At 71.8% G+C, this 22,425-nt stretch carries 24 protein-coding genes; 3 read left to right on the top strand and 21 right to left on the bottom strand.

Features of this window, described 5'->3' with window-relative positions:
• Window positions 1–123: 123 nt before the first annotated feature.
• The 17 genes from MWM45_RS00730 to dacB form a co-directional block, all read right to left on the bottom strand.
• Complete coding sequence (locus MWM45_RS00730) at window positions 124–459, bottom strand: histone-like nucleoid-structuring protein Lsr2 (RefSeq protein WP_247827697.1); 336 nt, start codon at window positions 457–459, stop codon at window positions 124–126.
• Between the two features lie 92 nt (window positions 460–551).
• Window positions 552–704, bottom strand: a complete 153-nt coding sequence (locus MWM45_RS00725) for a hypothetical protein (RefSeq protein ID WP_247827696.1) — start codon at window positions 702–704, stop codon at window positions 552–554.
• Window positions 705–742: 38 nt separating this feature from the next.
• Window positions 743–2,200: a lysine--tRNA ligase gene (lysS, locus tag MWM45_RS00720; RefSeq protein WP_247829288.1), complete on the bottom strand. Its 1,458-nt coding sequence runs from the start codon at window positions 2,198–2,200 to the stop codon at window positions 743–745.
• 93 nt (window positions 2,201–2,293) lie between these two features.
• Window positions 2,294–3,223, bottom strand: coding sequence for a pantoate--beta-alanine ligase (panC, locus tag MWM45_RS00715; RefSeq protein ID WP_247827695.1), 930 nt, complete (start codon window positions 3,221–3,223; stop codon window positions 2,294–2,296).
• A 64-nt stretch (window positions 3,224–3,287) separates the two neighbouring features.
• Complete coding sequence (locus tag MWM45_RS00710; RefSeq protein WP_247827694.1) at window positions 3,288–4,262, bottom strand: Rossmann-like and DUF2520 domain-containing protein; 975 nt, start codon at window positions 4,260–4,262, stop codon at window positions 3,288–3,290.
• On the bottom strand, window positions 4,249–5,958 hold the full coding sequence (locus MWM45_RS00705; protein WP_247827693.1) for a PH domain-containing protein: 1,710 nt from the start codon (window positions 5,956–5,958) through the stop codon (window positions 4,249–4,251). The genes MWM45_RS00710 and MWM45_RS00705 overlap by 14 nt, the downstream gene beginning before the upstream one ends.
• Window positions 5,955–6,470, bottom strand: a complete 516-nt coding sequence (locus MWM45_RS00700; protein ID WP_247827692.1) for a PH domain-containing protein — start codon at window positions 6,468–6,470, stop codon at window positions 5,955–5,957. The genes MWM45_RS00705 and MWM45_RS00700 overlap by 4 nt, the downstream gene beginning before the upstream one ends.
• Complete coding sequence (locus tag MWM45_RS00695) at window positions 6,463–6,954, bottom strand: DUF3180 domain-containing protein (RefSeq protein ID WP_247827691.1); 492 nt, start codon at window positions 6,952–6,954, stop codon at window positions 6,463–6,465. Before MWM45_RS00695 ends, MWM45_RS00700 begins: the two co-directional genes overlap by 8 nt.
• A 6-nt stretch (window positions 6,955–6,960) precedes the next feature.
• Complete coding sequence (folK, locus tag MWM45_RS00690; protein ID WP_247827690.1) at window positions 6,961–7,455, bottom strand: 2-amino-4-hydroxy-6-hydroxymethyldihydropteridine diphosphokinase; 495 nt, start codon at window positions 7,453–7,455, stop codon at window positions 6,961–6,963.
• On the bottom strand, window positions 7,452–7,865 hold the full coding sequence (gene folB, locus MWM45_RS00685; RefSeq protein ID WP_247827689.1) for a dihydroneopterin aldolase: 414 nt from the start codon (window positions 7,863–7,865) through the stop codon (window positions 7,452–7,454). The genes folK and folB overlap by 4 nt, the downstream gene beginning before the upstream one ends.
• Window positions 7,862–8,773: a dihydropteroate synthase gene (gene folP, locus MWM45_RS00680; RefSeq protein WP_247827688.1), complete on the bottom strand. Its 912-nt coding sequence runs from the start codon at window positions 8,771–8,773 to the stop codon at window positions 7,862–7,864. Before folP ends, folB begins: the two co-directional genes overlap by 4 nt.
• 11 nt (window positions 8,774–8,784) lie before the next feature.
• A complete protein-coding gene (gene folE / locus MWM45_RS00675) occupies window positions 8,785–9,402 on the bottom strand; it encodes a GTP cyclohydrolase I FolE (protein ID WP_052274024.1) in 618 nt (205 codons plus the stop codon).
• A gap of 76 nt (window positions 9,403–9,478) precedes the next feature.
• Window positions 9,479–11,548 carry an ATP-dependent zinc metalloprotease FtsH gene (gene ftsH, locus MWM45_RS00670; RefSeq protein WP_247827687.1) on the bottom strand — a complete coding sequence of 690 codons (2,070 nt, stop codon included), beginning with the start codon at window positions 11,546–11,548 and terminating at the stop codon, window positions 9,479–9,481.
• 171 nt (window positions 11,549–11,719) lie between these two features.
• Window positions 11,720–12,271 (bottom strand): hypoxanthine phosphoribosyltransferase, encoded by a 552-nt coding sequence (gene hpt / locus MWM45_RS00665; RefSeq protein WP_043442830.1) that lies wholly within the window; start codon window positions 12,269–12,271, stop codon window positions 11,720–11,722.
• Between the two features lie 3 nt (window positions 12,272–12,274).
• On the bottom strand, window positions 12,275–13,417 hold the full coding sequence (gene tilS, locus MWM45_RS00660; protein ID WP_247827686.1) for a tRNA lysidine(34) synthetase TilS: 1,143 nt from the start codon (window positions 13,415–13,417) through the stop codon (window positions 12,275–12,277).
• On the bottom strand, window positions 13,410–14,567 hold the full coding sequence (locus MWM45_RS00655; RefSeq protein WP_247827685.1) for a zinc-dependent metalloprotease: 1,158 nt from the start codon (window positions 14,565–14,567) through the stop codon (window positions 13,410–13,412). The genes tilS and MWM45_RS00655 overlap by 8 nt, the downstream gene beginning before the upstream one ends.
• A gap of 75 nt (window positions 14,568–14,642) precedes the next feature.
• On the bottom strand, window positions 14,643–16,076 hold the full coding sequence (gene dacB / locus MWM45_RS00650; RefSeq protein WP_247827684.1) for a D-alanyl-D-alanine carboxypeptidase/D-alanyl-D-alanine endopeptidase: 1,434 nt from the start codon (window positions 16,074–16,076) through the stop codon (window positions 14,643–14,645).
• Between the two features lie 172 nt (window positions 16,077–16,248).
• Here dacB and MWM45_RS00645 point away from each other — a divergent pair, with 172 nt between their 5' ends.
• Complete coding sequence (locus tag MWM45_RS00645) at window positions 16,249–16,815, top strand: inorganic diphosphatase (RefSeq protein WP_043442822.1); 567 nt, start codon at window positions 16,249–16,251, stop codon at window positions 16,813–16,815.
• A 141-nt stretch (window positions 16,816–16,956) separates the two neighbouring features.
• Window positions 16,957–17,586 (top strand): hypothetical protein, encoded by a 630-nt coding sequence (locus MWM45_RS00640; protein ID WP_247827683.1) that lies wholly within the window; start codon window positions 16,957–16,959, stop codon window positions 17,584–17,586.
• A 29-nt stretch (window positions 17,587–17,615) separates the two neighbouring features.
• Here MWM45_RS00640 and MWM45_RS00635 read toward each other — a convergent pair whose 3' ends face one another.
• The gene (locus MWM45_RS00635) at window positions 17,616–18,452 is read right to left on the bottom strand and encodes an HAD family hydrolase (protein WP_247827682.1); all 837 of its coding nucleotides are present in this window, start codon (window positions 18,450–18,452) and stop codon (window positions 17,616–17,618) included.
• Window positions 18,453–18,498: 46 nt separating this feature from the next.
• Window positions 18,499–19,779, bottom strand: coding sequence for a serine--tRNA ligase (gene serS, locus MWM45_RS00630; RefSeq protein ID WP_247827681.1), 1,281 nt, complete (start codon window positions 19,777–19,779; stop codon window positions 18,499–18,501).
• 67 nt (window positions 19,780–19,846) lie between these two features.
• Here serS and MWM45_RS00625 point away from each other — a divergent pair, with 67 nt between their 5' ends.
• Window positions 19,847–20,995, top strand: coding sequence for a diacylglycerol/lipid kinase family protein (locus MWM45_RS00625; RefSeq protein WP_247827680.1), 1,149 nt, complete (start codon window positions 19,847–19,849; stop codon window positions 20,993–20,995).
• Here MWM45_RS00625 and MWM45_RS00620 read toward each other — a convergent pair.
• Both MWM45_RS00620 and MWM45_RS00615 read right to left on the bottom strand, forming a co-directional pair.
• A complete protein-coding gene (locus tag MWM45_RS00620) occupies window positions 20,992–21,330 on the bottom strand; it encodes a hypothetical protein (RefSeq protein ID WP_247827679.1) in 339 nt (112 codons plus the stop codon). The genes MWM45_RS00625 and MWM45_RS00620 overlap by 4 nt on opposite strands.
• An 87-nt stretch (window positions 21,331–21,417) precedes the next feature.
• The gene (locus tag MWM45_RS00615) at window positions 21,418–22,392 is read right to left on the bottom strand and encodes a DNA topoisomerase IB (RefSeq protein WP_247827678.1); all 975 of its coding nucleotides are present in this window, start codon (window positions 22,390–22,392) and stop codon (window positions 21,418–21,420) included.
• Window positions 22,393–22,425: the final 33 nt, after the last annotated feature.

Below are 22,425 nucleotides of genomic sequence, written 5' to 3'. Positions count from 1 at the left end.
AGACACACACTCCTAGCTAACGCGTAATTCGATGCTACGGGTACGGGGTGTGCTTTGGGCGCGTGTTCGCCACAGGCGAGATAACGCCGGAGGGCCCCCACCCCGGCGCATCCTCGGGGTGGGTCAGCGCTGGGCCGCCCGGTACGCCTCCACGATCTCCCCGTTCACGCGCCCGCGGGAGGAGACGTTGTAGCCGTTCTCCTTCGCCCACTCGCGGATCCGGGCGGCTTCCTGGTTGCGGGAGGACGACGCTGCGCTCGAGGTGCTCGACCGCTGCTTCGACTGGCTGCCGCGACGGGCCGCGCCGACGTAGTCGGACAATGCCGACCGCAGTTCCGAGGCGTGCGTCTCCGAGAGGTCGATCTCGTACTGCACGCCGTCGAGGCCGAACCGGACGGTTTCCTCGGCTTCTCCGCCGTCGATGTCATCGATGAGAATAATCTTTACCTTCTGTGCCACGGTGATCTCCTAATATTCCTCGATGTGAATGCCCCTCAATTGATTATGCGGCACTATTAGATCGAGGTCAAAGAAGGACTTTTCTATGTGGATCAGTTTTCCTGCTCGCCCTTTTCTTCGTCCGCCGTTCCGCGCTTCCGCGCGTCCTCGGCGTCCTGCAATTCCTCCGCGCGCGCCATGGCTTCGCGCTCGGCCCGGTCGACGTTGAATATGGCCCTGATCACGAAGTAGAAAAGAACTGCCAAGCAGGCTGAGGGTAGGAGGACCGCTATGTATTCCACGACTACTGGCCGCCTTCGGGCTTGAGGATCGGGAAGAGGATCGACTCGCGAATTCCGACGTTCGTGAAAAGCATCACGAGGCGGTCGATTCCGAGTCCGATGCCGCCCATGGGCGGGGCCCCGTATTCGAGCGCCCGGAGGAAGTCCTCGTCCAGTTGCATGGCCTCGTCGTCGCCGGCCGCGGCCTGGCGGGACTGTTCCGTGAGCCGCTCGCGCTGGATGACAGGGTCGATGAGCTCGGAGAAGGCCGTTCCGCGTTCCATCCCCCCGATGATCAGGTCCCAGGCCTCGATGAGCCGCGGGTCCTCACGGTGCGGGCGGGCGAGCGGCTGCGCGGACGGCGGGTAGTCGTAGACGAAGGTCGGCTGGATGAGCGTGGGCTCCACGATCTCCGAGAACAGTTCGAGCACCACCTTCTCGGCACCCCACGCCGGGTCGAGGGAGACCTCGTGCCGCCCGGCGACGGCGCGCAGGTCCTCCACCGGGGTGTCCGGCGTGATCTCCCGGCCCACAGCCGAGGACAGGCCCGGGTAGACACCGAGCCAGGCCCACTCACCGTCCAGGTCGATCGTGCCCTTCGCGGTCTCGATGGTGCGCGACCCGAGCAGGTCGGCGCAGGCGAGGATGATCTCCTTCATGCGGTCCGCCATGACGAACTGGTCCGCATAGGCCTCGTAGCACTCGAGCATCGTGAATTCCGGGCTGTGCGTGGAATCCACGCCCTCGTTGCGGAAGATGCGCCCGATCTCGTAGACGCGGTCGATCCCGCCGACCACCGCGCGCTTCAGGTACAGCTCGAGGGCGATCCGGAGGGTCATCTTCTGGTCGAACGCGTTGAGGTGCGTGTCGAAGGGGCGGGCCGTGGCACCGCCGTGGACGAGCTGGAGGACGGGGGTCTCCACCTCGATGTAGTCGTGGCGGTGGAGCGTCTCCCGGACGGTCCGCGTGATGGCGGCGCGCGTGCGCACCATCCGGCGGGCTTCCTCGCGCACCATGAGGTCGACGTAGCGCTGGCGCACGCGGGTCTCCTCGTTGACGCCGGCGTGCAGCGTGGGCAGCGGGCGGAGGGCCTTGGAGGCCATGGTCCACGCGTCGGCCATGACGGACAGTTCACCGCGGCGGGAGCTGATGACCTCGCCGCGCACCTGCACGTGGTCGCCCAGGTCCACGAGGGCCTTCCACTCGGCGAGGCTGTCCGCGCCGATGTCGGCGAGGCTCAGCATGACCTGGAGCCGCGTGCCGTCGCCCTCCTGCAGGGTCGCGAAGCACAGCTTGCCCGAGTTCCGGATGAAGACCACGCGCCCGACGACGGCGGCGTGGGTCCCGCTCGACTCCCCCGTCCCGAGGTCGGCGAACTGCTCGCGGACCTCCCCCAGGGAATGCGTGCGCTCCGGGCGGACCGGGTAGGGCTGTGTTCCGGCGTCGAGCAGGGCTGCGCGCTTCTGCAGCCGGAAGCGCATCTGCTCGTTGAGGTCGTCCGCGGGGAGGGTGTCGTCGTGGGTCACGGTAGACAAGTTTACGGCTCCCGCCCGGGCGTCCGGTGCGGGTGCGGGTCAGCGCGGGACGGGCAGGAGGATGTTGTCGATCAGCCGGACGGCGCCCACCCGGGCGGCGACGACGGCGAGGGCCGCGGGCCGCTCCGGGCCGGGGCCCCCCACCGGTGCGAACGAGGCCGGGTCGACGACGTCGAGGTAGTCGAGGTCCACACCCTCCTCGGCGGCGACCTGCGTACGGGCGGCGGCGAGGTCGAGCGGTTCCCCGCGCGCTGCCCGGTCGCGGAGCGCGGCCAGCGTCCGCGACAGGACCAGGGCGGCGGCGCGCTCGTCGTCGGCCAGGAACCGGTTGCGGCTGGACAGCGCCAGGCCGTCGTCGTCGCGCACGATCGGCACGCCCTCGATGTGCACCGGCAGGTTGAGGTCGAGGACCATGCGGCGGATGAGGGCCAGCTGCTGGGCGTCCTTCTCGCCGAAGTACGCCCGGTACCGGGCGCGGGTGGCGGGCTGCGCCAGATGGAGGAGCTTGGCGACGACGGTCAGCATGCCGTCGAAGTGGCCCGGCCGCGAGGCCCCCTCGAAGACCTCGCCCATGGGTCCGGCGCTCACGCGGACCAGCGGCTCCCCGCCCGGGTACATGTCCTCGACGGCCGGGGCGAACACGAGGTCGACGCCCCGGGCCCCGAGCAGCCGCAGGTCCTCGTCGAGCGTCCGCGGGTAGCGCTCGAGGTCGGCCTGGTCCCCGAACTGCAGGGGATTCACGAAGACGGAGGCGACGACGACGTCGTTGGCGGCCCGCGCCGCACCCGCGAGCGCGGCGTGGCCGGCGTGCAGGCCCCCCATGGTGGGGACCAGACCGAGCGAGGGCCGATCATCCGCCGCCGTCCGGGACCGGGCGGCGTCCAGCAGGGTGGCCGTGGCCGCGCGGAGGTCCGCGGGGGTGGAGACGAGGAACGGGAGGGCCGGGCTGTCGGGGCCGGTCGGGGTCACGAGGGTCCTTCGGGAGGTGGTGGGACGGCCGACGCGCGGGTGCGGTCCGCTGGTGCAGGAGGAGTCAGGCGGGCCGGACGTCGGAGGCACCCGGACCGTCCGGGCCCTCGGGGGCCTCGGCGGAGGACGGTCCGCCCCCGCCCGGACCGTCCGCGAGGATCGCGAGGATCGCCTCGCCCTGGGCTGGCGCGAGGACGCCCCGCTCGAGGGCGCGCAGGGCCGTGGCGCGTGCCATCCCCAGGTAGGCCTGCCGGGTGTCCGCCGCGTCGTGCGCCTCGAGCGCCGCGCGGTGGGCCCGGACCGTCTCCGCATCACCGCGCGCCACCGGCCCCGTCAGGGCGCCCTCACCCGAGGACAGCGCGTTCTCGAGGGAGGCCTTCATGAGCGGGCCGAGCAGGCGGTCCGGCTGCTGGACGCCGAGGTCCGCGAGGAGCTGCGCCGACTGGGCGGCGATGGTGACGAGGTGGTTCGACGCGTGGGCCAGGGCCGCGTGGTACAGCGCCCGCGACTCCTCCTCGATGACCACCGGCTCGGCGCCCATCTCGACGACGAGCGCCTGGGCGATCGGCAGCACGGCGGACGGGGCGGTGACCCCGAACACGCTGTCCGGGAGGCGCCCGAGATCGAGCGACAGCCCGGTGAACGTCATCGCCGGGTGGATCGCCAGCGGGATGGCCCCGGCCGCGCGGGCCGGCGCCAGCACGGAGGTCCCGTAGCGGCCGGACGTGTGGACCACGAGCTGGCCGGCCTGCCACGCGCCGAGCCGCGCGAGTCCCTCGACCAGCTCCGGGAGGGCGTCGTCGGGCACCGCGAGCAGCACGAGTTCCGCCCGCTCGATGATGTCCGGGATCTCGAGCACCGGCACCCCGGGCAGGAGGTTCTCGGCCCGCTCGCGGCTCGCCTCGGAGACGGCGGAGACCCCGACGACGGCGTGGCCTGCCGATCGCAGGGCGGCACCCAGCACGGAGCCGACCCGGCCCGCACCCACGATGCCGACACCGAGCCGGCCGGGGCGCCGGGAGGCGTCAGTGCGGGCCATCGGCGGCCTCCTCGGTGTTCCGGGGCGACGGCGTGTAGCGCGGGGCTACCGGCATCACCTGGTGGGTGGCCGGCGTCACCTGCCGGGGCTGCCGCGCGGCGCCGTCGGGGAGAGCCTCGCCCTCCGCGAGGCGCGCAACCGCGGACGGTGCGGGGTCGACGGCGAGGGGAGAGTCGACGGCGAGGGGGGAATGGTCCGGGAGCGGCGGCGCGGCGGCCGGCGGCGCCGGAAGAGGCCGCATCCACTGTTCGGGGCCGCTGCGGCGCCGCGCGTCGGCGGCACGTGCCGCCTGACCGTGGAACAGCTCCCACGCCGTCGGGGCGTCGGCGAGGCTCACGCGCGGGCTGACCGGACCGGGCGTCGTATGCAGGATCAGCTGTGCCACCCGGAAGCGGCGGTCCACGGGTCCCTGCTCGATCGCCAGCGACTGGGTCCGCTCGTGGGGGACGACGGCGAGCCGCCGCCACAGGACACCGGAGCGCAGGAGCAGGGCCGTCGCGGTCACCGCGAACCCGGTACGCCGCCACGCCAGCGGCGCGAGCCACCGTGCGCGGCGGGGCGTGGTGACGAACCCCTCCCCGCCGTCGCGGCCCGCCATCCCGGCAGCGAAGAGCTCGACGGGCCGCTCCGTGCCGGGGTCGGGCAGGACGAGGGCGAGGATCTGCAGCACCTCGTCGCGCGTGCCGACGGGCAGGAGGGTGGCGCGTGCCTGCCCCTCGTTCGACGCCGACGCGCCGTATCCGGCCACGTTCGCGGTCACGCGGTACCACCCCTTGAGCCGCCACAGCGGCGACTGGACGATCCCCAGCGCCTGCACGCGCCCGGGAGGCACGGTCTGCGCACGGGTGTCCAGCAGTCCGTACCTGATCCGGAGGCCGTCGGGGGAGGTGGCCGCCCGGAAGTTGTAGCCCGTGCTCAGGGCCGACCAGTAGGCTCCGGCCACGCCGATCAGGATCGGGATGAAGGACGTCGCCACGATCGGGGTCTCGAACACCACGCCGAGGGTGACGATGACGATGGTGGCCAGCACCAGGGCGAGGCTCGTCCCGGACAGGAGCGCGGATCCGACGACCCGGCCGGGCGGGACCACCACCACCTCGCGCTCGGGCGCCTCGGCGATCTCCTCGGGGTGCTCCGGGTCCGGTTCCACCCCCGCGGCCCGGGCGAGGATCATGGCGCGCAGCCGGCGGGCGTCGTCGAGCTTCAGGAAGGCGAGCCTGACCGCCGACTCCCCGGCGTCGGCCACCTCGAACTTGAGTTCGGCGAGTCCGAAGATGCGGGCCAGGAACGGCTGCACGATGTCGATGGCCTGGACGCGGTCGAGCCTCGCCTGCCGCTGCTGGCGGAAGACGACGCCGGAGTGCACGCGGACGTGGTCACGCGTGACCTGGTAGCGCGTGCAGTACCAGGACAGGAGGAACGCGCCGGCGATGACGACGACGACGCCCAGCAGGATCCCGACGGCCGCGAGGACCCCGAACCCCTCGGGCAGGGGGGAGCGACCGCGCGGCCCCGGGCCGAACAGTCCCTCGAACCAGTCCCGGCCCACGATGAAGAGGATGGCGACGAGGGCGATCCAGCCGCGCACGAGGGGCGAGATGACGTGCACGCGCAGCCATTTCTCGCCGGGGCCGGCCTGCGTGTCCCCGGTCGCGGGGTGCGGCGGCTCGGGCGGCGGCTGCACCGGCTCGGTCACAGCCCTGCCAGCCGGGCTTGTCCGCGGGCGGACAGCTGCTCGCGCAGTCGTGCCCCCTCGTCGGCCGGCAGCCCGGGGATCTCGGCGTTCGTGGCGGGGGACGCGGTGTGGAGCTTGAGGGTGCAGATCCCGAAGGCCCGCTCGAGGGGGCCGACGGCGACGTCGACGTACTGCATCCGGCCGTAGGGCACCACCATGGTGCGCTGGAAGATCACGCCCTGGCGGACGAGGAGGTCGTCGTCGCGCTCGGCGTAGCCGATCGCGGCCACCTGGCGTGGAAGGAGCAGCCCGCGCCACACCGCGCCGACGAGGACGACGGCGGGCAGCCCCCAGGCCAGCCACAGGGGTGGGAAGGACTCCCAGACACCGGTGAGGCGCAGGACGAGCGGGACGCAGGCCAGGACGAGCCAGACCAGCGATCCGATGAGCCAGCCGAGCACCCGGACCCGCAGGTACTTCGGTGACACCCTGGACCACTCGAGCCCCGATGGGTCTATCGGTTCCCTACGCATACTCCCCCTCGCTCTCCCCGCCCGGTGCGCCCGTGCCGTCGTCGTCGTCGGACGGGAGCCGGCAGAAGTCCTCGACCACCAATCCCACCATAATCATCACGATCCCGCCTGCCATGAGCGCCACCGACCCCCAGAGGGGTGCCACGGTGGACCGCACCGACAGGAGCGCCACCTGGTCGACGAAGATCCCCGCGTGCCAGCCGAGGCTCACCGCGCCGGCGTAGGCGCAGGCCTGGGCGAGGACGAGGGTTCGGGTGGCGAGGATCGGATCGAGCGGCCGGTCGCGCCTGCCGTTGCGCCAGCGCAGCACGCGGCGGCCGAACACCAGGGTGATCGCGATGATCGCCGCCGTGGTGACCAGGGAGGTCAGCGGGAGCGCCGGCGTGCCGTAGCCGTTGCGGGTGGCGAACCAGTTGACCAGCCAGCCGGCGAGCCCGGCCACCAGCCCCACGAGGCCCAGCCAGCGGAACCGAAGGGTGCTCACGGTGTCCTAGACTCCCTCGAACGGCACCAGGCCCGCGAGGTCCTCGGCTTCCGCGGCGAGTTCGGCCACGGGCCGTCCGCCGAGCTCGGCCCCCGCATCCATCCACGCCCAGGGCTGCAGGACGAAGGCGCGGACTGCCGCGCGCGGGTGCGGGACGGTCAGGGTCTCGTCGTCGGAGACCCAGGTGCCGTAGGTGATGATGTCGACGTCGAGCGTCCTCGGGCCCCAGCGGACGGTGCGCGTGCGGTGATGCCGTTCCTCGACGGCCTGGCAGTGGGCGAGCAGCTCGTACGGCCCCAGGTCCGTCTCGACCTCGATCACCATGTTGAGGTAGTCGGGCTGCTCCGGGCCGCCGACGGGCCTGGTCCGCACCACGGGGGAGACCGCGTGCAGGCGGACGCGGTCCGACCCGACGAGGTCGGCGACGGCGCGCACCAGGGTGTCGCTGCTGGCGCCGAGGTTGCTGCCGAGGGCCAGGACGGACCGCACGGTGCTGCTCACGCCCGGCTCCTGCGCAGCGTCACGGCCACGTCGCCGAACGGCACCGCGATGGGGGCCTTCGGCTTGTGGACGGTGACGTCGACGGCCGCGACGGGGAAGGCCGCGAGGATCGCCGCGGCGATCGTCTCGGCGAGGGCCTCGATGAGGTCGAAGGGATCGCCCTGGATGATGCCGTGCACCAGCTCGGCGACCTCGCCGTAGTGCGCGGTCCGGGCGAGATCGTCGCTGGTCCCGGCGGGGTGCAGGTCGAGGTGGAGGATGAGGTCCACCACGAAGGGCTGGCCGTCGCGGCGCTCGTGCTCGAAGACGCCGTGGTGGCCCGTGGCCGTGATGCCCGTGAGCAGCACCGTGTCGAGGTCCCCGGAGGGCGAGCCGGGCCGGCCCGGCCGCACGGTCGCGCCCGTGGTCACGGTCGCCGGCCGGCGGCGGCCGCGACCTTGACGGCGTCGAGCGTCGCGGCGGGGTCATGGACGCGGACGCCCCAGGTGCCGCCTGCGGCGGCCAGGGTCGCGACGGCCAGCGAGGCGTGGTCGCGCTCCACCGGCGCGGCCGTCTTCCCCGCCGCGGTGAGCAGGGTCCCGAGGAAACGCTTCCGGGACGCGCCCACGAGGACGCGGTGACCGAGGCCGGTGAAGGCGTCCAGGTTCTGCAGGATGGCCCAGTTCTGCTCGTCGGTCTTCGCGAAGCCCAGCCCGGGGTCGAGGATGATCTGCTCGGGGGCGACCCCCGCCGCGACGAAGCGGTCGCGCAGCGTGGTGAGCTCGCGCACCACGTCGGCGACGACGTCGTCGTACTCCGCCAGGCCGCCCATCGTCGCGGCGGTCCCCCGGCGGTGCGTGAGGATGTAGGGGACCTTGCGCTCGGCGATCAGCGCCGGCATCGCGTCCTCGTACCCTGCACCCGAGATGTCGTTCACGATCGACGCGCCGGCGTCGAGGGCCTGCCGGGCGGTCTCCGCGTGCATGGTGTCGATACTCACCAGCGCCCCCGCCTTCACGAGCGCCGTGACGACGGGCAGGACGCGCGCCAGTTCCTCCTCGACCGGCACCTCGCGGGCGTTGGGGCGCGTGGACTCGCCGCCGACGTCGATGATGTCCGCTCCGCCGTAGTGCATCCGCAGTCCGTGGCCGATGGCGTCGTCCGTCGTGGCGTACCGGCCGCCGTCGCTGAAGGAGTCGGGGGTGACGTTCAGGATGCCGAGGACGACGGCGCGGTCCGCGGGAAGGTCCTGGACCGTCCGGGCGACGCGGACGGGCCGGATGACGGGCAGCGGCGAGGTCGCCGGTCCGGTTCCGGGCGTTGCGGCGAGTGAATCCATCGGGATCGGTCCTACCTTCCGAGTATGAGGCTCATGGCCTCGGCGCGCGTCGCCGTCTCACGGAGCTGGCCGCGGACGGCCGACGTGACGGTCTTGGCGCCAGGCTTCCGCACCCCGCGCATCGACATGCACATGTGCTCGCACTCGATGACGACGATCGCGCCCTTGGGTTTCAGGTGTTCCATCATCGCATCAACGATCTGGCTGGTCAGCCTCTCCTGGATCTGCGGACGCCGCGCATAGACCTCGACGAGTCGCGCGAGTTTGCTCAGACCCGTGACGCGCCCGTCCGCCGAGGGGATGTAGCCGATGTGCGCCGTCCCGTGGAACGGGACCAGGTGGTGTTCGCAGGTGGAGTAGAAGGGGATGTCCTTCACCAGCACGAGCTCCTGGTGGTCGATGTCGAAGGACGTCGAGAGGACCTCGCCGGCGTCCTGGTGCAGCCCCGAGAACATCTCCGCGTAGGCCTTCGCCACGCGCTTCGGGGTCTCGAGCAGCCCGTCGCGCTCGGGATCCTCGCCGATGGCCGCCAGGATCTCCCGGACCGCCCGCTGGATGCGGAGCTGGTCGACAGGCGATCCCGTGGCGGCCAGGGCTGCATCCACTACTTCGTCGTCGAAATCTGTCACGGGTTCTCCCCTTCGGTGTGGCACTCGTCGCCGCCGGCCCCATGGCCGGAGGCGTTCCTCTGCAGGACCAGCCGTCCTAGCGGTCCGTGCCGCCCCCGGTGTTCCGCGGCCCGTTCTCCGACGGCTCGGGCGACGGCAGGTCCGACGCGTGCACGTCGAAGTCGTTGGGGAGGTTCGCGTGGGCGATCTGGTCCTGCGGCGCCACGCTCTCCGGAGCGGGCTGACCCCCCTCGAGGGCTTCCGCGCGTTCCTTGCGCGAGGTGACCGGCGGCAGCGAGTGCACGGGGCGGGTCTGCTTGGACAGCCAGACCTCCCGCAGTTCGCGCTTGCGGACGTGGGTGAAGACCTCGGCGATCTCGGCCTGGTTGAGCGTCTCGCGCTCGAGCAGCTCCAGGGCGAGGCGGTCCAGCACGTCTCGGTTCTCGGTGAGGATCTGGTAGGCCTCGTCGTGGGCGTTGTCGATCAGCCGGCGCACCTCCTCGTCCACCACGAGGGCGAGCTGGTCGGAGTAGTCGCGGTCGCTGCCCATGTCACGTCCGAGGAACGGCTCCCCCGCACCCTGGCCCAGCTTCACCGCGCCGATGCGCTCGCTCATCCCGTACTGGGTGACCATCTTGCGCGCGGTCCCGGTGGCCTTCTCGATGTCGTTCGAGGCGCCCGTGGAGGGGTCGTGGAACACGATCTCCTCGGCGACCCGGCCGCCCATCGCGTAGGCGAGCTGGTCGAGGAGTTCGTTGCGCGTCACCGAGTACTTGTCGTCGCTCGGCATCACCATGGTGTACCCGAGGGCGCGTCCGCGCGGCAGGATGGTCACCTTGGTGACCGGGTCCGTGTTGCGGAGGGCCGCGGCCACGAGGGCGTGGCCCCCCTCGTGGTAGGCCGTGATCTTCCGCTCGAGTTCCTTCATGACGCGGCTGCGCTTCTGCGGCCCGGCGATGACGCGGTCGATCGCCTCGTCGAGGGCGCGGTCGTCGATGAGCTGTGCGTTGGAGCGGGCCGTGAGGAGCGCCGCCTCGTTGAGGACGTTCGCGAGATCGGCACCGGTGAAGCCCGGGGTCTTCTTGGCGACGCCCTTGAGGTCCACGCCGCCGGCCATCGGCTTGCCCTTGGAATGCACGGAGAGGATGTGCTCGCGGCCCCTCATGTCCGGGGCCTCGACGCCGATCTGGCGGTCGAAGCGGCCCGGGCGCAGGAGCGCGGGGTCCAGGACGTCGGGGCGGTTGGTCGCGGCGATCAGGATCACGTTGGTGGTGGCGTCGAAACCGTCCATCTCGACCAGGAGCTGGTTGAGGGTCTGCTCCCGCTCGTCGTTGCCGCCGCCCACGCCGGCACCGCGGTGGCGTCCGACGGCGTCGATCTCGTCGACGAAGATGATGGCGGGTGCGTTGTTCTTGGCCTGCTCGAACAGGTCCCTGACGCGGGACGCACCGACGCCCACGAACATCTCCACGAAGTCGGAACCCGAGATGGAGTAGAACGGCACACCGGCCTCGCCGGCGACCGCGCGGGCGAGGAGGGTCTTGCCGGTGCCGGGAGGACCGTAGAGGAGCACGCCCTTGGGGATCTTGGCCCCGAGGGCCTGGAACTTCGCGGGCTCCTGGAGGAATTCCTTGATCTCGAGCAGTTCCTCGACCGCCTCGTCCGCGCCGGCGACGTCGTTGAACGTGACCTGGGGCATGTCCTTGGTGATGAGCTTGGCCTTGGACTTGCCGAACTGCATGACCTTGGAGCCGCCGCCCTGCATGCGGCTGAGGAGGAACCAGAAGATGACGCCGAGGATGAGGATCGGGAAGATCAGGCCGGCGAGGCTGAGGAGCCAGTTGCTCTCGGCGGGCTGGTCGGTGAAGCCGTCCGTGTCGGAGGCGTCGATCGCCTCCACCACGCCCTCCGCCCGCGCGGTGCTGTAGAAGAACTGGACGCTCTGGCCCATGTCCTCGTAGTCCTCGCGCAGGGTGAGGTCCACGCGCTGCTCGCCGTCGTAGATCTTGGCCTGGGAGACCTGGTCATCTTCGAGGAGCTGGAGCCCGACGTTCGTGTCGACGCGGGAGCTGCCCGTGCCGAACAGGCTGGGCAGGACCAGCAGGAGCGCCACGACGGCCAGGACGATCCAGAAGATGGGCCCCTTGAAGATGTTCTTGAATTTCATTCGTCTCAGGGCGGCAAGCCCTGTCCCTCCTGCTGATGCAAGTAAAAATGTGCGGGCGCACTGCCGTGCAGGTGCCCCCTGAGCACCTCAACATATACACCGTCTGAGATTGACCACGCGCGGATCAGGCCAATAGTTCCCTCTTGGCGTATCGGCGGCAGGCCGCGGGGCCTACTCGTAGACGTGCGGCGCCAGGGTGCCGATGAAGTCGAGGTTGCGGTACTTCTCCGCGAAGTCGAGGCCGTAGCCGACCACGAATTCGTTCGGGATGTCGTAGCCCACGTACTTGACGTCGATCTCGACCTTCGCGGCCTCGGGCTTCCGCAGGAGGGTGCAGATCTCGACCGAGGCGGGACCGCGGGACAGGAGGTTCGCCTTGAGCCAGGAGAGCGTCAGGCCGGAGTCGATGATGTCCTCGGCGATCAGAACGTGCTTGCCCATGAGGTCGGTCTCGAGGTCCTTGAGGATCCGCACGACACCGGAGGACTGCGTGCCCGACCCGTAGGAGGAGACGGCCATCCAGTCCATCGTGATGTGGGAGTTCAGCGCCCGTGCGAGGTCGGCCATCACCATCACCGCGCCCTTGAGCACGCCCACGAGGAGGATGTCCCGGCCCTGGTAGTCGGCATCGATCTGCTCCGCGAGCTCGTTGATCCGCTGCTGGATCTCCTCCCGGGTATAGAGGACGTGCTTGAGATCTGCCTGGACGTCGTTGGAATCCACCGATTACTCCTGGTTTGGCCGGCGGAACTGCTTCACGCCGGGACCGTTGTTGCTGCCATTGTTCCGTAGAACAAGACTGCCATAGCTTGGTTGTCCCCGGAGAACCGATCGCCCGCGCACCTGGCGGTGCACGCTCACCTTCCCGCCCAGCTGCACCGGACCGGCCGAACCCTTCCGGTCCAGCAGCGACTCGGCCGCGCGGAGCCGCTCGAAGCTCGGCTGGAACGCGCCGAGCTCGAGGGCCGCGAGCGCGAGGACGCGCTGGCGGAGCGCAGCGGGCAGCGACCTCAGGCCCTCCTCCGGCAGGAGCACCGTGCCGTCGTCGCCCTCGGTGCGCAGGGAGGCGTACGCGTCGGCGCTCAGCTGCTCCAGGAGGTCGGCGTCCTGCCCGAGGATGCGTGCCGTCCGCGCCAGCGCCCGGGCGATGCCCGGCCCCAGCTGGTCCTCGAGGAACGGCAGCACCTCAGCGCGGACGCGGGACCGCGCGTAGGAGGGGTCGAGGTTGGTGGGGTCGTGCCACGGGTCGAGGCCGTAGAAGGCGCAGATCGCCTCGGTGTCGGCCCGGCGCAGTTCGAGGAACGGCCGGAGGTAGGGTCCGCGGCGCTCGGGCATGCCGGCCAGGGACCGGGTGCCGGAACCGCGGGCGAGGCCGAGCAGCACCTGCTCCGCCTGGTCGTCGAGCGTGTGGCCGAGCAGCACGGCGAGCGCCCCGAGCCGGGAGGCGGCGTCGTCGAGCGCGGCGTAGCGGGCGCCGCGCGCCGCGGCCTCCGGGCCCATGCCGTCGCGCTCCACGGTGACGCGGCACACCTCGACCGGGTCGAGTCCGAGACCCCGGGCGGCGGCGGCGGCCCGCTCGGCCGTCCCGGCACTGCCGGCCTGCAGTCCGTGGTCGACGACGACGGCGCCCACGCGGCACCGCCCGGTGTGCGCGAGGTGGGCCGCGACCGCGGCGAGGGCCAGCGAGTCCGGGCCACCGCTGCACGCGACGAGGACCAGCGGCAGGTCCCCGGGGGCCGACGGCGTCCCGTCGGCTCCACCGGGGTGCCCGCCCGGCCGCGCGGGCTCCGCGAGGAGTCCCTCGAGGCTCGCGGCGAGCAGGTTGCGTGCGGTGCCGACCGCCGGGAGCAGGCGCGGGCGCCTAGCCATGTCGCCGCAGGCTCATCCTGTCGATCCACTCGTCGGGCGCGTGGATCTCCCGCTCGGTGGGCAGGTGCGACTCCGACTCCCACACCGCGTTGAAGCCGTCCATCCCGGTCTGGCTGACGACCCTCCGGACGAACTTCGAGCCGTCGCTGTACTGGCGCATCTTCGCGTCCAGCCCCATCAGCTGCCGGATGATCTTCTCCAGGGGGCCGCGGGACTTGCCGCGGGCGTTGAAGCGCCGGCGGATGGTCTTGACGGACGGGACGATGCTGCCGTCGACGCCGTCCATCACGACGTTCGCGTGGCCCTCGAGCAGGCTCATGACGGCGGTGAGGTGGGACAGCAGCGCCTTGTCCTCCGGGGCCTGCAGGAGGGAGAGCACGCCGGCGGGCCGCGGCGGCACACCCTCGGTCCCTGCACCCTCCTCGCGCGCCACGACCTCGCCGCGGGAGCGGGCCTTGGCGGCGGTGATGTTCCTGACCGCGGCGCCGAGCCGTTCGGAGAGCGTGTCCGCCTGGTCCATCAGGCCCGAGGTCAGCTGCCCGATATGGCTGGTCATGTGGTCCTTCAGCCAGGGCGCTGCCGCGAACTGCACCCGGTGCGTCTGCTCGTGGAGGCAGACCCAGAGCCGGAAGTCGGACGGGTCCACGTTCAGTTCCCGCTCCACCGAGATGATGTTCGGGGCCACGAGCATGAGCCGGCCGCCCAGCCCGGTGCGCGGCGGCACGAACGGGTCGTACTGCCCGAGGACCTTGCTGGAGAGGAACGCGAGGATCGCGCCGAGCTGCGCCCCCGTCACGGTCCCGCCGAGGGTCAGGGACGCGGACTTCAGGACCTCGGGCCTCGTTGCGGCGAGCTGGTCCAGCGCGGGTTCCATGAGGGCGCGGAAGCTCTGCGAATTGGCCCGGGACCAGGAGGCGCGGTCCACGACCAGCAGTTCGGAGTCCCGCAGGTCCCGCGCCGCGTCGAGCCGCGAGATCGCGTGGACATGGTTCACGGACACGCCCGCGAGGTGGCGCATGTTCTCGACTGCACGGTTGATGTCGGCCGGTGTCATGGTGGGTCCGGCGGGGGTCAGGGACGCGGCCGTGGAGGCCGCGAGATCCCAGTTGACCAGCTGCGGGCGGGGCGTGGCTGACTCGTTCCTGGACATGCGCCTATTCGATCACATCCCGCCGACGGCGGCTCCCAGGGACGAACCGGCCGCTCCGCCCGGGGCGGAGGACGGTCAGCGGCAGCCGCACCCGGCGACGATCGCCGCCGCGCGGTCGGCGGCCGCGCGTGCCTCGACCGTGGTGCCGTCCAGCCCGGCCGCGAGGAAGGAGAACACGAGGAGGCGCCCGTCCGCGGTGACCACGTGCCCGGTGAGCCCGGTGACCGCGTTGAGCGTCCCCGTCTTGGCGCGGACGGTGCCCGCACCGGCGGCGGCGGGGCCGTCCTCCGCCGTGAACCGCGTGGAGAGGGTGCCGGTGAGGCCCGCGATGGGCAGCGATCCGGCGACGCCGGCGACACCGGGCAGCTCCGAGGTGGTGATCCCGCGCATCAGCGCCGCGAGCTGCGCGGGTGAGACGGCGTTCCGGGTGGACAGGCCGGCCGCGTCCCCGACCAGCAGCCCGTCCCCGGGGACCCCCGTGGCCACGGCGGCCGCCGTGAGCGCCTCCGTGGCTCCACCGGACGACGCCGGCCGTCCGCTCGCGCGTGCGGCGACGCGGGCCAGGGCCTCCGCGAGGTAGTTGTCGGAGGTCTCCAGCATGTGCCGGACCTGGTCCTGAAGAGGTGCCGAGTCCACGGCCGCGAGCGGCTCGGCGTCCTCGGGCGCCGGCCGGCGCTGCACGTCGGGGACCACGACGATCCCGCGGTCCGCGGCCGCCGCCACGAGGTCCGCGGCGAACATGCGGGCCGCATCGAGGGCCGCGTCCTGCGAGCGCGGCCCACCGCGGCGCCCCTCCTCGAGCCAGGCGGAATCGACGGCCAGGGAGTGGACCGGTGCGATCTCGCCGGCCGCCACGTCCCCCTCCGCCCAGGTGGGGTTGAGGGTCGCCCCGACGAACAGGGTGTCGTCGAGGTACACGGTGTAGGTCCCCGGACCGGGCATGGCGGCGGCCGCCTCCGCGGCGAGGGTCCCGAGGCCGGCACGCCCGACGACGGCGTCCGGGTCCGACGCGCCGGAGCCGAGGAGGACGTCGCCGCCGCCGTGGAGGTACAGGGCTCCGGGCGTGGATTCCGCGCCGAGGACCGACGTCGTCAGCACCTGCCCCGGCTGTCCGAACGTCATGGCGGCCACCGCCGTGAGGAGCTTGATGTTGGAGGCCGGGGCCTGGAGGCGTCCGGCGTCCCGGGCGTAGAGGACGCTGCCGTCCGTGGAGTCGACGACGGTCCCGGCGAAGGTGCCCGCCCCCGGGATCCGGAGGGCGGCGTCGAGCTCCGGCCCCAGCACCGCCGGGTCCGGCACCGGCGCGGACGGCGAGAGCGGGGTGACGACGTCGGGCACCGCGACGGCCGTCGGCGGGACCTGGGCTGCCGGCGTGACCGGTGGTGCCGGCACGGGCGCCGGGGCCACCGCGGCCAGCACGCCCGGCGTGAGATGGGTGGCCACGGGGACCGCGACCGCTGCCATGACCAGGACCAGGAGGAGGCCGGTCAGCAGGCGGAGCGGGCGCACGGGGTGTCCTTTCGCGCGGTGCGGGGAGGAGCACAGCAGGTACGGGAAATGCCCGGGTACCGGCGGACGACCGATATGTTAGGGCTGACGATCAAACAGTAGACCGGCGGAGCCCCCTTGTCCCGAGGGCGCGGCCGCAGGCGGACACCATCGACCTACCCCAGGAGTTGCCATGAAGCTCGACGTCACCATCGAGATCCCGAAGGGCTCGCGCGTCAAGTACGAGATCGACCACGAGACCCACCGGCTGCGCCTGGACCGCGTCCTGTTCACGGCCATGCAGTACCCCACGCACTACGGCTACTTCGAGAACACGCTCGGCGAGGACGGCGACCCGCTGGACGCGCTGGTCATGCTGCAGGACTTCGACCTCATCCCGGGAGTCCTCGTCGAATCGCGCCCCATCGGCGTCTTCAACATGACCGACGACGGCGGCGGGGACGCCAAGGTGCTCTGCGTGCCCGTCGACCCGCGCTTCGACCACATCAAGGACCTGTCCGACGTCTCGGACTTCCTGCTCGACGAGATCAAGCACTTCTTCACGAAGTACAAGGACCTCGAGCCGGGCAAGTGGGTCGAGGCCGCGGACTGGGCGGGCCGTGAGGAGGCCGAGGCGGAGGTCGCGGCCTCCCTCCAGCGCTTCAAGGACCTCGGCGATGCGAGCGCGGAGGACGAGCCGCAGGGCCGTTCCGTCGACGTCGAGGCGAAGAACGCCACGGAGACGCCCGAGGGACGCTAGGCAGGAGCCTGCCCGGAGCCCCCCGCCGTCGGTCCCCCTCGGGGGAGGAGGGCGGGGGCTCTCCCGTGTCCGGGCTCCGGGAGCCGCGCGAAATCAACGCACTTGCGTTGATTCGCGGCCCCGGGACTCCATACTGATGCAATGCACTTCGTCCTGACGATCAACCAGCGCGATTCGCGTGAGGTCGGGGACCTCACCGCCGACCTGCTGAGGGACCTGCGCCATGTGCCCGCCGCGGTGCCGTTCCAGCGGTCGGTCGGTGACGAGGTGCAGGGCGTGGTGGACTCGGCGACGGCGGCGGTGGAGGCGGCGCTCCGCGCCCTCCGCCACCGGCGCTGGCACGTCGGCATCGGCGGCGGCGGCCTGACGCCCCCGGTGCCCGAACGCCTCGTGGACGCCGAGGGCTACGGCCTCGTGTACGCACGCCGCGCGGTCGACAGGGCCCGGAGGACCGGCGAGCGGATCCCGCTCGCGGTCGAGGGGCCGGACGGCGGCATCGCCGCCGAGGCGGAGGCCGTGCTGCGGCTGCTCGGGCAGATCGTCGCCACGCGGACGGACGCCGAATGGGCCGTCGTGGACCTCATGACGCCGGGCGCACGGGGACAGCAGAAGTTCGTGGCGCAGGAACTGGGGATCACCACGCAGGCCGTCAGCCGGGCCGTCGTCCGGTCCCACTGGACGGAGGAGTGGGCCACGCGGCCCGCAGCGGCGCGGCTGCTGGACCTCGCGCACGGTCCTGCGTCGCTCCCCTCCGCGGCCCTGGCCTACTGATCCGCAGGACCAGCCGCTGGTGCCCGGGGTCAGATCAGGGAGCGGAGGACCTTCGCCGCGCCGTCGTCGTACACGCTGCCCGTGACCTCCGAGGCGGCGGAGCGGACCTCGTCCGGCGCCTGCCCCATGGCGACGCCGCGCCCGGCCCACTGGAGCATCTCGATGTCGTTGCGGCCGTCGCCCACGGCGACCGTGAGCGACGGGGCCGTCCCGAGGCGGTCCCGGAGGACCTCCAGGGCGCTGGCCTTCGTGACGCCCGACGCGGCGATGTCGAGCCACGCGGTCCAGCCCACCGAGTAGGTGACGCCGTGCAGGCCGATGGCTGCGACGGCCTCGCCGAACTCCTCGGCCGAACTGTCGGTGCTGAAGACCACGACGCGCACGGCGCGTGACTCGAGCATCTCCTCGAACCCCACGCTCTCCGCTTCCGAGCCGAAGCTCGCGTCCTGGAAGCTCTCGGTCGAGAGGAACCTGCCGCGGTCGTCCTCGAGCGCGTACTTGGCGGACGGCAGGCGGTGCCGCAGCGCGCTGAGGGCGGGTTTCGGGTCGAAGGTCACGCGGTCGACGACCTCGAACCCTGCCGAAAGGGCGGGATCGAGCCTCAGCGTGACGCCCCCGTTGGAGCACACGGCGTAGCCCCGCGTGATGCCGAGGTGTTCGATCACGGGCAGCGTGGCCCCGAGGGATCGCCCCGTGGCGATGATGACGTCGTGCCCGGCGTCGAGGACGGCCCGGGCTGCGTCGCGGACCTCGTCCGTCATGTTGCCCTCGTGATCCACGAGGGTACCGTCGACGTCGAGGGCGACCAGATGCTGTGTACGGTTTTCCTGCCGGTCATCGATGCCGGCATTGATCAGGGTAGTCATACCTCTTAGTGAAGCAGACGCCCCCGACCTCCGGGTAGGGCAGCGCTCACAGTACGGGAAGGATTTCCAGTCCGTTCAGGTACGGACGCAGGGCGGCGGGGACCGTCACCGAGCCGTCCGGGTTCTGGTGGTGCTCGAGGATCGCGACGATCCAGCGCGTGGTGGCGAGGGTCCCGTTGAGGGTCGCGACGGCGCGCGTGCCCTTCTGGCCCTCCCCCTCCTGGCGTTCGCGGATGTTCAGGCGGCGCGACTGGAAGGTGGTGCAGTTCGACGTCGAGGTCAGCTCGCGGTAGTCGCCCTGCGTGGGGACCCACGCCTCGCAGTCGAACTTGCGGGCGGCGGACATCCCGAGGTCACCGGCAGCGGTGTCGATGACCCGGTAGGGCAGCTCCACCTTCGCGAGCATCTCCTCCTCCCAGGCCAGCATGCGCCCGTGCTCCGCCGCGGCGTCCTCCACCGTGGTGTAGGTGAACATCTCCACCTTGTTGAACTGGTGCACGCGGATGATCCCGCGGGTGTCCTTGCCGTGCGAGCCCGCCTCGCGGCGGTAGCAGGAGGACCAGCCCGCATAGCGCAGGGGGCCCGCGCCGAGGTCGAGGATCTCGTCGGAGTGGTACCCGGCGAGGGCCACCTCGGAGGTGCCCACGAGGTAGAGGTCGTCCTCCTCGAGCCGGTAGATCTCGGCGTCGTGGGCGATGTCGAAACCGGTGCCCTGCATGGTCTCGGGGCGTACGAGGGTGGGGGTGATCATGGGCGTGAAGCCCGCCTCCATCGCCTGGTCCAGCGCCATCCGCAGCAGGGCCAGCTCGAGGCGCGCGCCCACGCCCTTCAGGAAGTAGAAGCGCGATCCGGAGACCTTGGCGCCCCGCTCCATGTCGATCGCCCCGATCAGCTCACCGATCTCGAGGTGGTCGCGGGGTTCGAAGCCCTCGGCCGTGAAGTCGCGGGGGGTCCCCACCGTCCTGACGACCACGTAGTCGGCCTCGCCACCGGAGGGGACGCCGTCCTGCACGAGGTTGGGGAGTTTCCGCAGCAGCGTCTCCTGCGCGGCCTTGGCCTCCTCGGACGCCGCTGCGGCCGCCTTCACGGCGCCGGCGAGCTCCCTGACCTCGGCGAGCAGCGCCTGCTTCTCCTCGCCCCGGGCCTGGGCCACCCGCTTGCCGAAGGCGTTCTGCTCGGCGCGGAGCGTCTCGTAGGCCGTCACGGACTCCCGGCGGTGCGTGTCGGCGGCGAGGACGGCGTCGACCAGCGACTCGTCCGCCCTGCGGGCACGCTGCGATGCTCGGAACTGCTCGGGATTCAGGCGGAGGTCGTTGACGTCGATCACCCGCTAAGACTACCCAACCTCCGGTGCCCGCCCGGCCCGGCAGGACGGGCCGCTATTGTGGGTGATCATGCGCCGCAAACTGCTCGCCGGGACCGCCGCGGCGTCCGCCGCCGTCGCGTCCATCCAGTCGTTCTGGTCCGTGCGGCGCCTCCAGCAGACCCGGACGCCTGCCCCGTCCGTCCATGAACCCATACCGGTGGACGACACACCGCAGCGCGTGGCCCTCGTCCTGAATCCCACCAAGCTGCAGGCCGCGGCCACGCGGGCCCTGGTGGAACAGGCGTGCTCCGACGCCGGCTGGAGGCCTCCGCTCATCCTCGAGACCACGCTCGAGGACCCGGGTACGGGCCAGGCGGAGCAGGCGCTGGCGGCCGGGGCGGACCTCGTGATCGCGGCGGGCGGCGACGGGACGGTGCGCGCCGTGGCACGGGCCCTCGCGCATCAGCCCGCGGCCCTCGGCCTGCTGCCGCTCGGGACCGGCAACCTGCTGGTGCGCAATCTCGGCCTGCCGTACAACGACGTCGCCGGGTGCCTCCGCTTCGCGCTGCACGGCTTCGAGCGGCGGATCGACATGGCGCGGATCATGCTCCGCAACGAGCACACGATGACGGCGTCGGAGTATCCCTTCCTCGTGATGGGCGGGATCGGTTTCGACGCGAGCGTCATGGCGGCCACCAAGGACGACCTCAAGGAGAAGTACGGCTGGCTCGCCTACAGCGAGGCGGGCGTGCGGCACCTGCCCGGCCGGCGGCGGCGGGTCGCGATCAGCCTGGACGGCCAGCCCCCGCAGACCCGGAAGGTGCGCAGCCTGCTGGTCGCCAACTGCGGCAAGCTGCCGGCGGGCGTGGACTTCGTGCCCGACGCACGGATCGACGACGGCTATCTCGACGTCGTCGTGCTCAGTCCGCGCAGCCTGCTCGGCTGGACGTTCATGGCCGCGAAGATCCTCCTCCGTCACCGCGGCGGCACCCCCGTGATCAGCTACTACCGCGTCCGGGAGGTCACCGTGTGGTCCGGCGAGCCGATCGCCACGCAGCTCGACGGCGACGCATCGGGGACGATCACCTCGCTGACGGCCCGCGCGGATCCCGGCGCCCTGGTGGTCCGGGTGCCGCCACCGGTCCCCGGACCACCGGGGTCCGCTCCGGCGCTGTCGTTCCCGTCCTGGCGGGGGCGCCTGCGCCTCGCCGGGCAGGGGTCCTCCGACCGCTCCTAGCGGTCGCGGTCGGTGTACTCGCCCTCACCGTGGGGCTTGTCGATGAGCGGGCGGTCCTTGTCGGTGTACTCGCCCTCCTCGGCCGGATTCTCGGCGGAGGTGTAGCCGCCGGACTCGCCCGCGGGTTCGGCACTGGTGTAGTGGCCCTCGTGCTCGACGGCGTCCTCGGCCTCCGCCGGGCCGCCCTCGGCCTGCTCGTTGATCAGCGCCTGCTCCTCGGCGAAGCGGAGGTCGTTGCCCTGGTCGCCGGCGTCGCCGTGCCAGTTGGGGTCCGACGTCGAGCCGTCACCCTTGTTGGGGTTCACGATGTGTCCGTCGTGCGAGTTCTCGGTCATGATGCTGCCTTTCATCGGAGGATGCGCTCCTCGTTGGGCGCCCGCTGCCAGCGTACTGAGGAACGGGATGGTTGGAAATGCTCGGCGTCAGTCGCGCAGCAGTTCCTGCACGGCCTTCTCCGACGCCGAGTAGGAGGTGATGGGGATGACCTCGCCGCTCATGAAGCGGTCCACGAGCCGCGGGTCCACATAGGAACTCCTGGCCACGGTGGGGGTGTTGCCCAGGTGGTCGGCGACGGCCCGCATGGTGGCACTGACGGCCTTCTGCCGTGCGGTGCGGGTCGTGGCACCGAGGTCCTCCTTGGCGAGGGCCATGGCGGCGACGACGGTGGCCTGCCACGTCCGGAAGTCCTTGGCCGTGAACGGCCCGCCGGTGACCTGCCGCAGGAACTCGTTGAGCTGGGAGCCGTCCACGTGGTGCCACGCGCCGTCCTCCGTCCGGTAGGCGAGGACCGTGTCGGGGTCCTCGCGCTCCAGCATGGGACGCAGCGCCTCGGCGAGGTCCTCGTCCTCCAGGCGGGTGTCCCACAGCTGGCCGCTCTTGCCGGGGAAGTCGAACAGGATGACGGGCCCCTCCACGGTGCAGTGCTCCACCAGGAGGGTCGTGACACCGAAGGACCCGTTGGCCTCCGCGTACTGGGCCGAGCCGATCCTCAGGGCCCCGGCGTCGACGATCCGGAGCGCGGCGGCGAAGGCGCGTTCCCTGGGGACGCCGTCGCTGCGGAGGTGCTGGGTGATGGCGCGGCGGGCGCTCGGCAGTTTCGTGCCGAAGTCCAGGGCGCGGTCGAACTTCTCGCGGTCCTTCTGCTCACGCCACGCCGGGTGGTACATGTACTGCCGCCGGCCGGCGTCGTCCGTCCCGATGGCCTGGACATGGCCGTTGGGGTAGGGCGCGATCCACACGTCCTTCCACGCCGGCGGGATCACCAGTTCCCTGATGCGCTCCACCTCGGCGCGGTCCTGGAGGAGCGCGCCGTCGGGTGCGCGGTAGCTGAAGCCCTTGCCGTGCCGGCGGCGGGTGATACCGGGCCTGCGCGTATTGCTGCGCCGCAATCGAGCCATCGTGGAACCAGCCTTCGGTGGGAGGAGGACCTT

Source organism: Arthrobacter antioxidans, assembly GCF_023100725.1.
Taxonomy (GTDB): domain Bacteria; phylum Actinomycetota; class Actinomycetes; order Actinomycetales; family Micrococcaceae; genus Arthrobacter_D; species Arthrobacter_D antioxidans.
Note: the sequence above shows the minus strand (reverse complement) of the source record. Positions and strands in the feature narration are given on the sequence as shown.

Bases quoted from the DNA above. Each gene is read 5' to 3' on its own strand.
- lysS (WP_247829288.1), bottom strand. From the start codon at position 2,200: ATGCGCTTCCGGCTGCAGAAGCGCGCAGCCCTGCTCGACGCCGGAACA.
- MWM45_RS00710 (WP_247827694.1), bottom strand. From the start codon at position 4,262: ATGGCCCGCACTGACGCCTCCCGGCGCCCCGGCCGGCTCGGTGTCGGC.
- MWM45_RS00700 (WP_247827692.1), bottom strand. From the start codon at position 6,470: ATGCGTAGGGAACCGATAGACCCATCGGGGCTCGAGTGGTCCAGGGTG.
- folP (WP_247827688.1), bottom strand. From the start codon at position 8,773: ATGGATTCACTCGCCGCAACGCCCGGAACCGGACCGGCGACCTCGCCG.
- ftsH (WP_247827687.1), bottom strand. From the start codon at position 11,548: ATGAAATTCAAGAACATCTTCAAGGGGCCCATCTTCTGGATCGTCCTG.
- tilS (WP_247827686.1), bottom strand. From the start codon at position 13,417: ATGGCTAGGCGCCCGCGCCTGCTCCCGGCGGTCGGCACCGCACGCAAC.
- MWM45_RS00655 (WP_247827685.1), bottom strand. From the start codon at position 14,567: ATGTCCAGGAACGAGTCAGCCACGCCCCGCCCGCAGCTGGTCAACTGG.
- MWM45_RS00645 (WP_043442822.1), top strand. From the start codon at position 16,249: ATGAAGCTCGACGTCACCATCGAGATCCCGAAGGGCTCGCGCGTCAAG.
- MWM45_RS00640 (WP_247827683.1), top strand. From the start codon at position 16,957: ATGCACTTCGTCCTGACGATCAACCAGCGCGATTCGCGTGAGGTCGGG.
- MWM45_RS00635 (WP_247827682.1), bottom strand. From the start codon at position 18,452: ATGACTACCCTGATCAATGCCGGCATCGATGACCGGCAGGAAAACCGT.
- MWM45_RS00625 (WP_247827680.1), top strand. From the start codon at position 19,847: ATGCGCCGCAAACTGCTCGCCGGGACCGCCGCGGCGTCCGCCGCCGTC.
- MWM45_RS00620 (WP_247827679.1), bottom strand. From the start codon at position 21,330: ATGACCGAGAACTCGCACGACGGACACATCGTGAACCCCAACAAGGGT.
- MWM45_RS00615 (WP_247827678.1), bottom strand. From the start codon at position 22,392: ATGGCTCGATTGCGGCGCAGCAATACGCGCAGGCCCGGTATCACCCGC.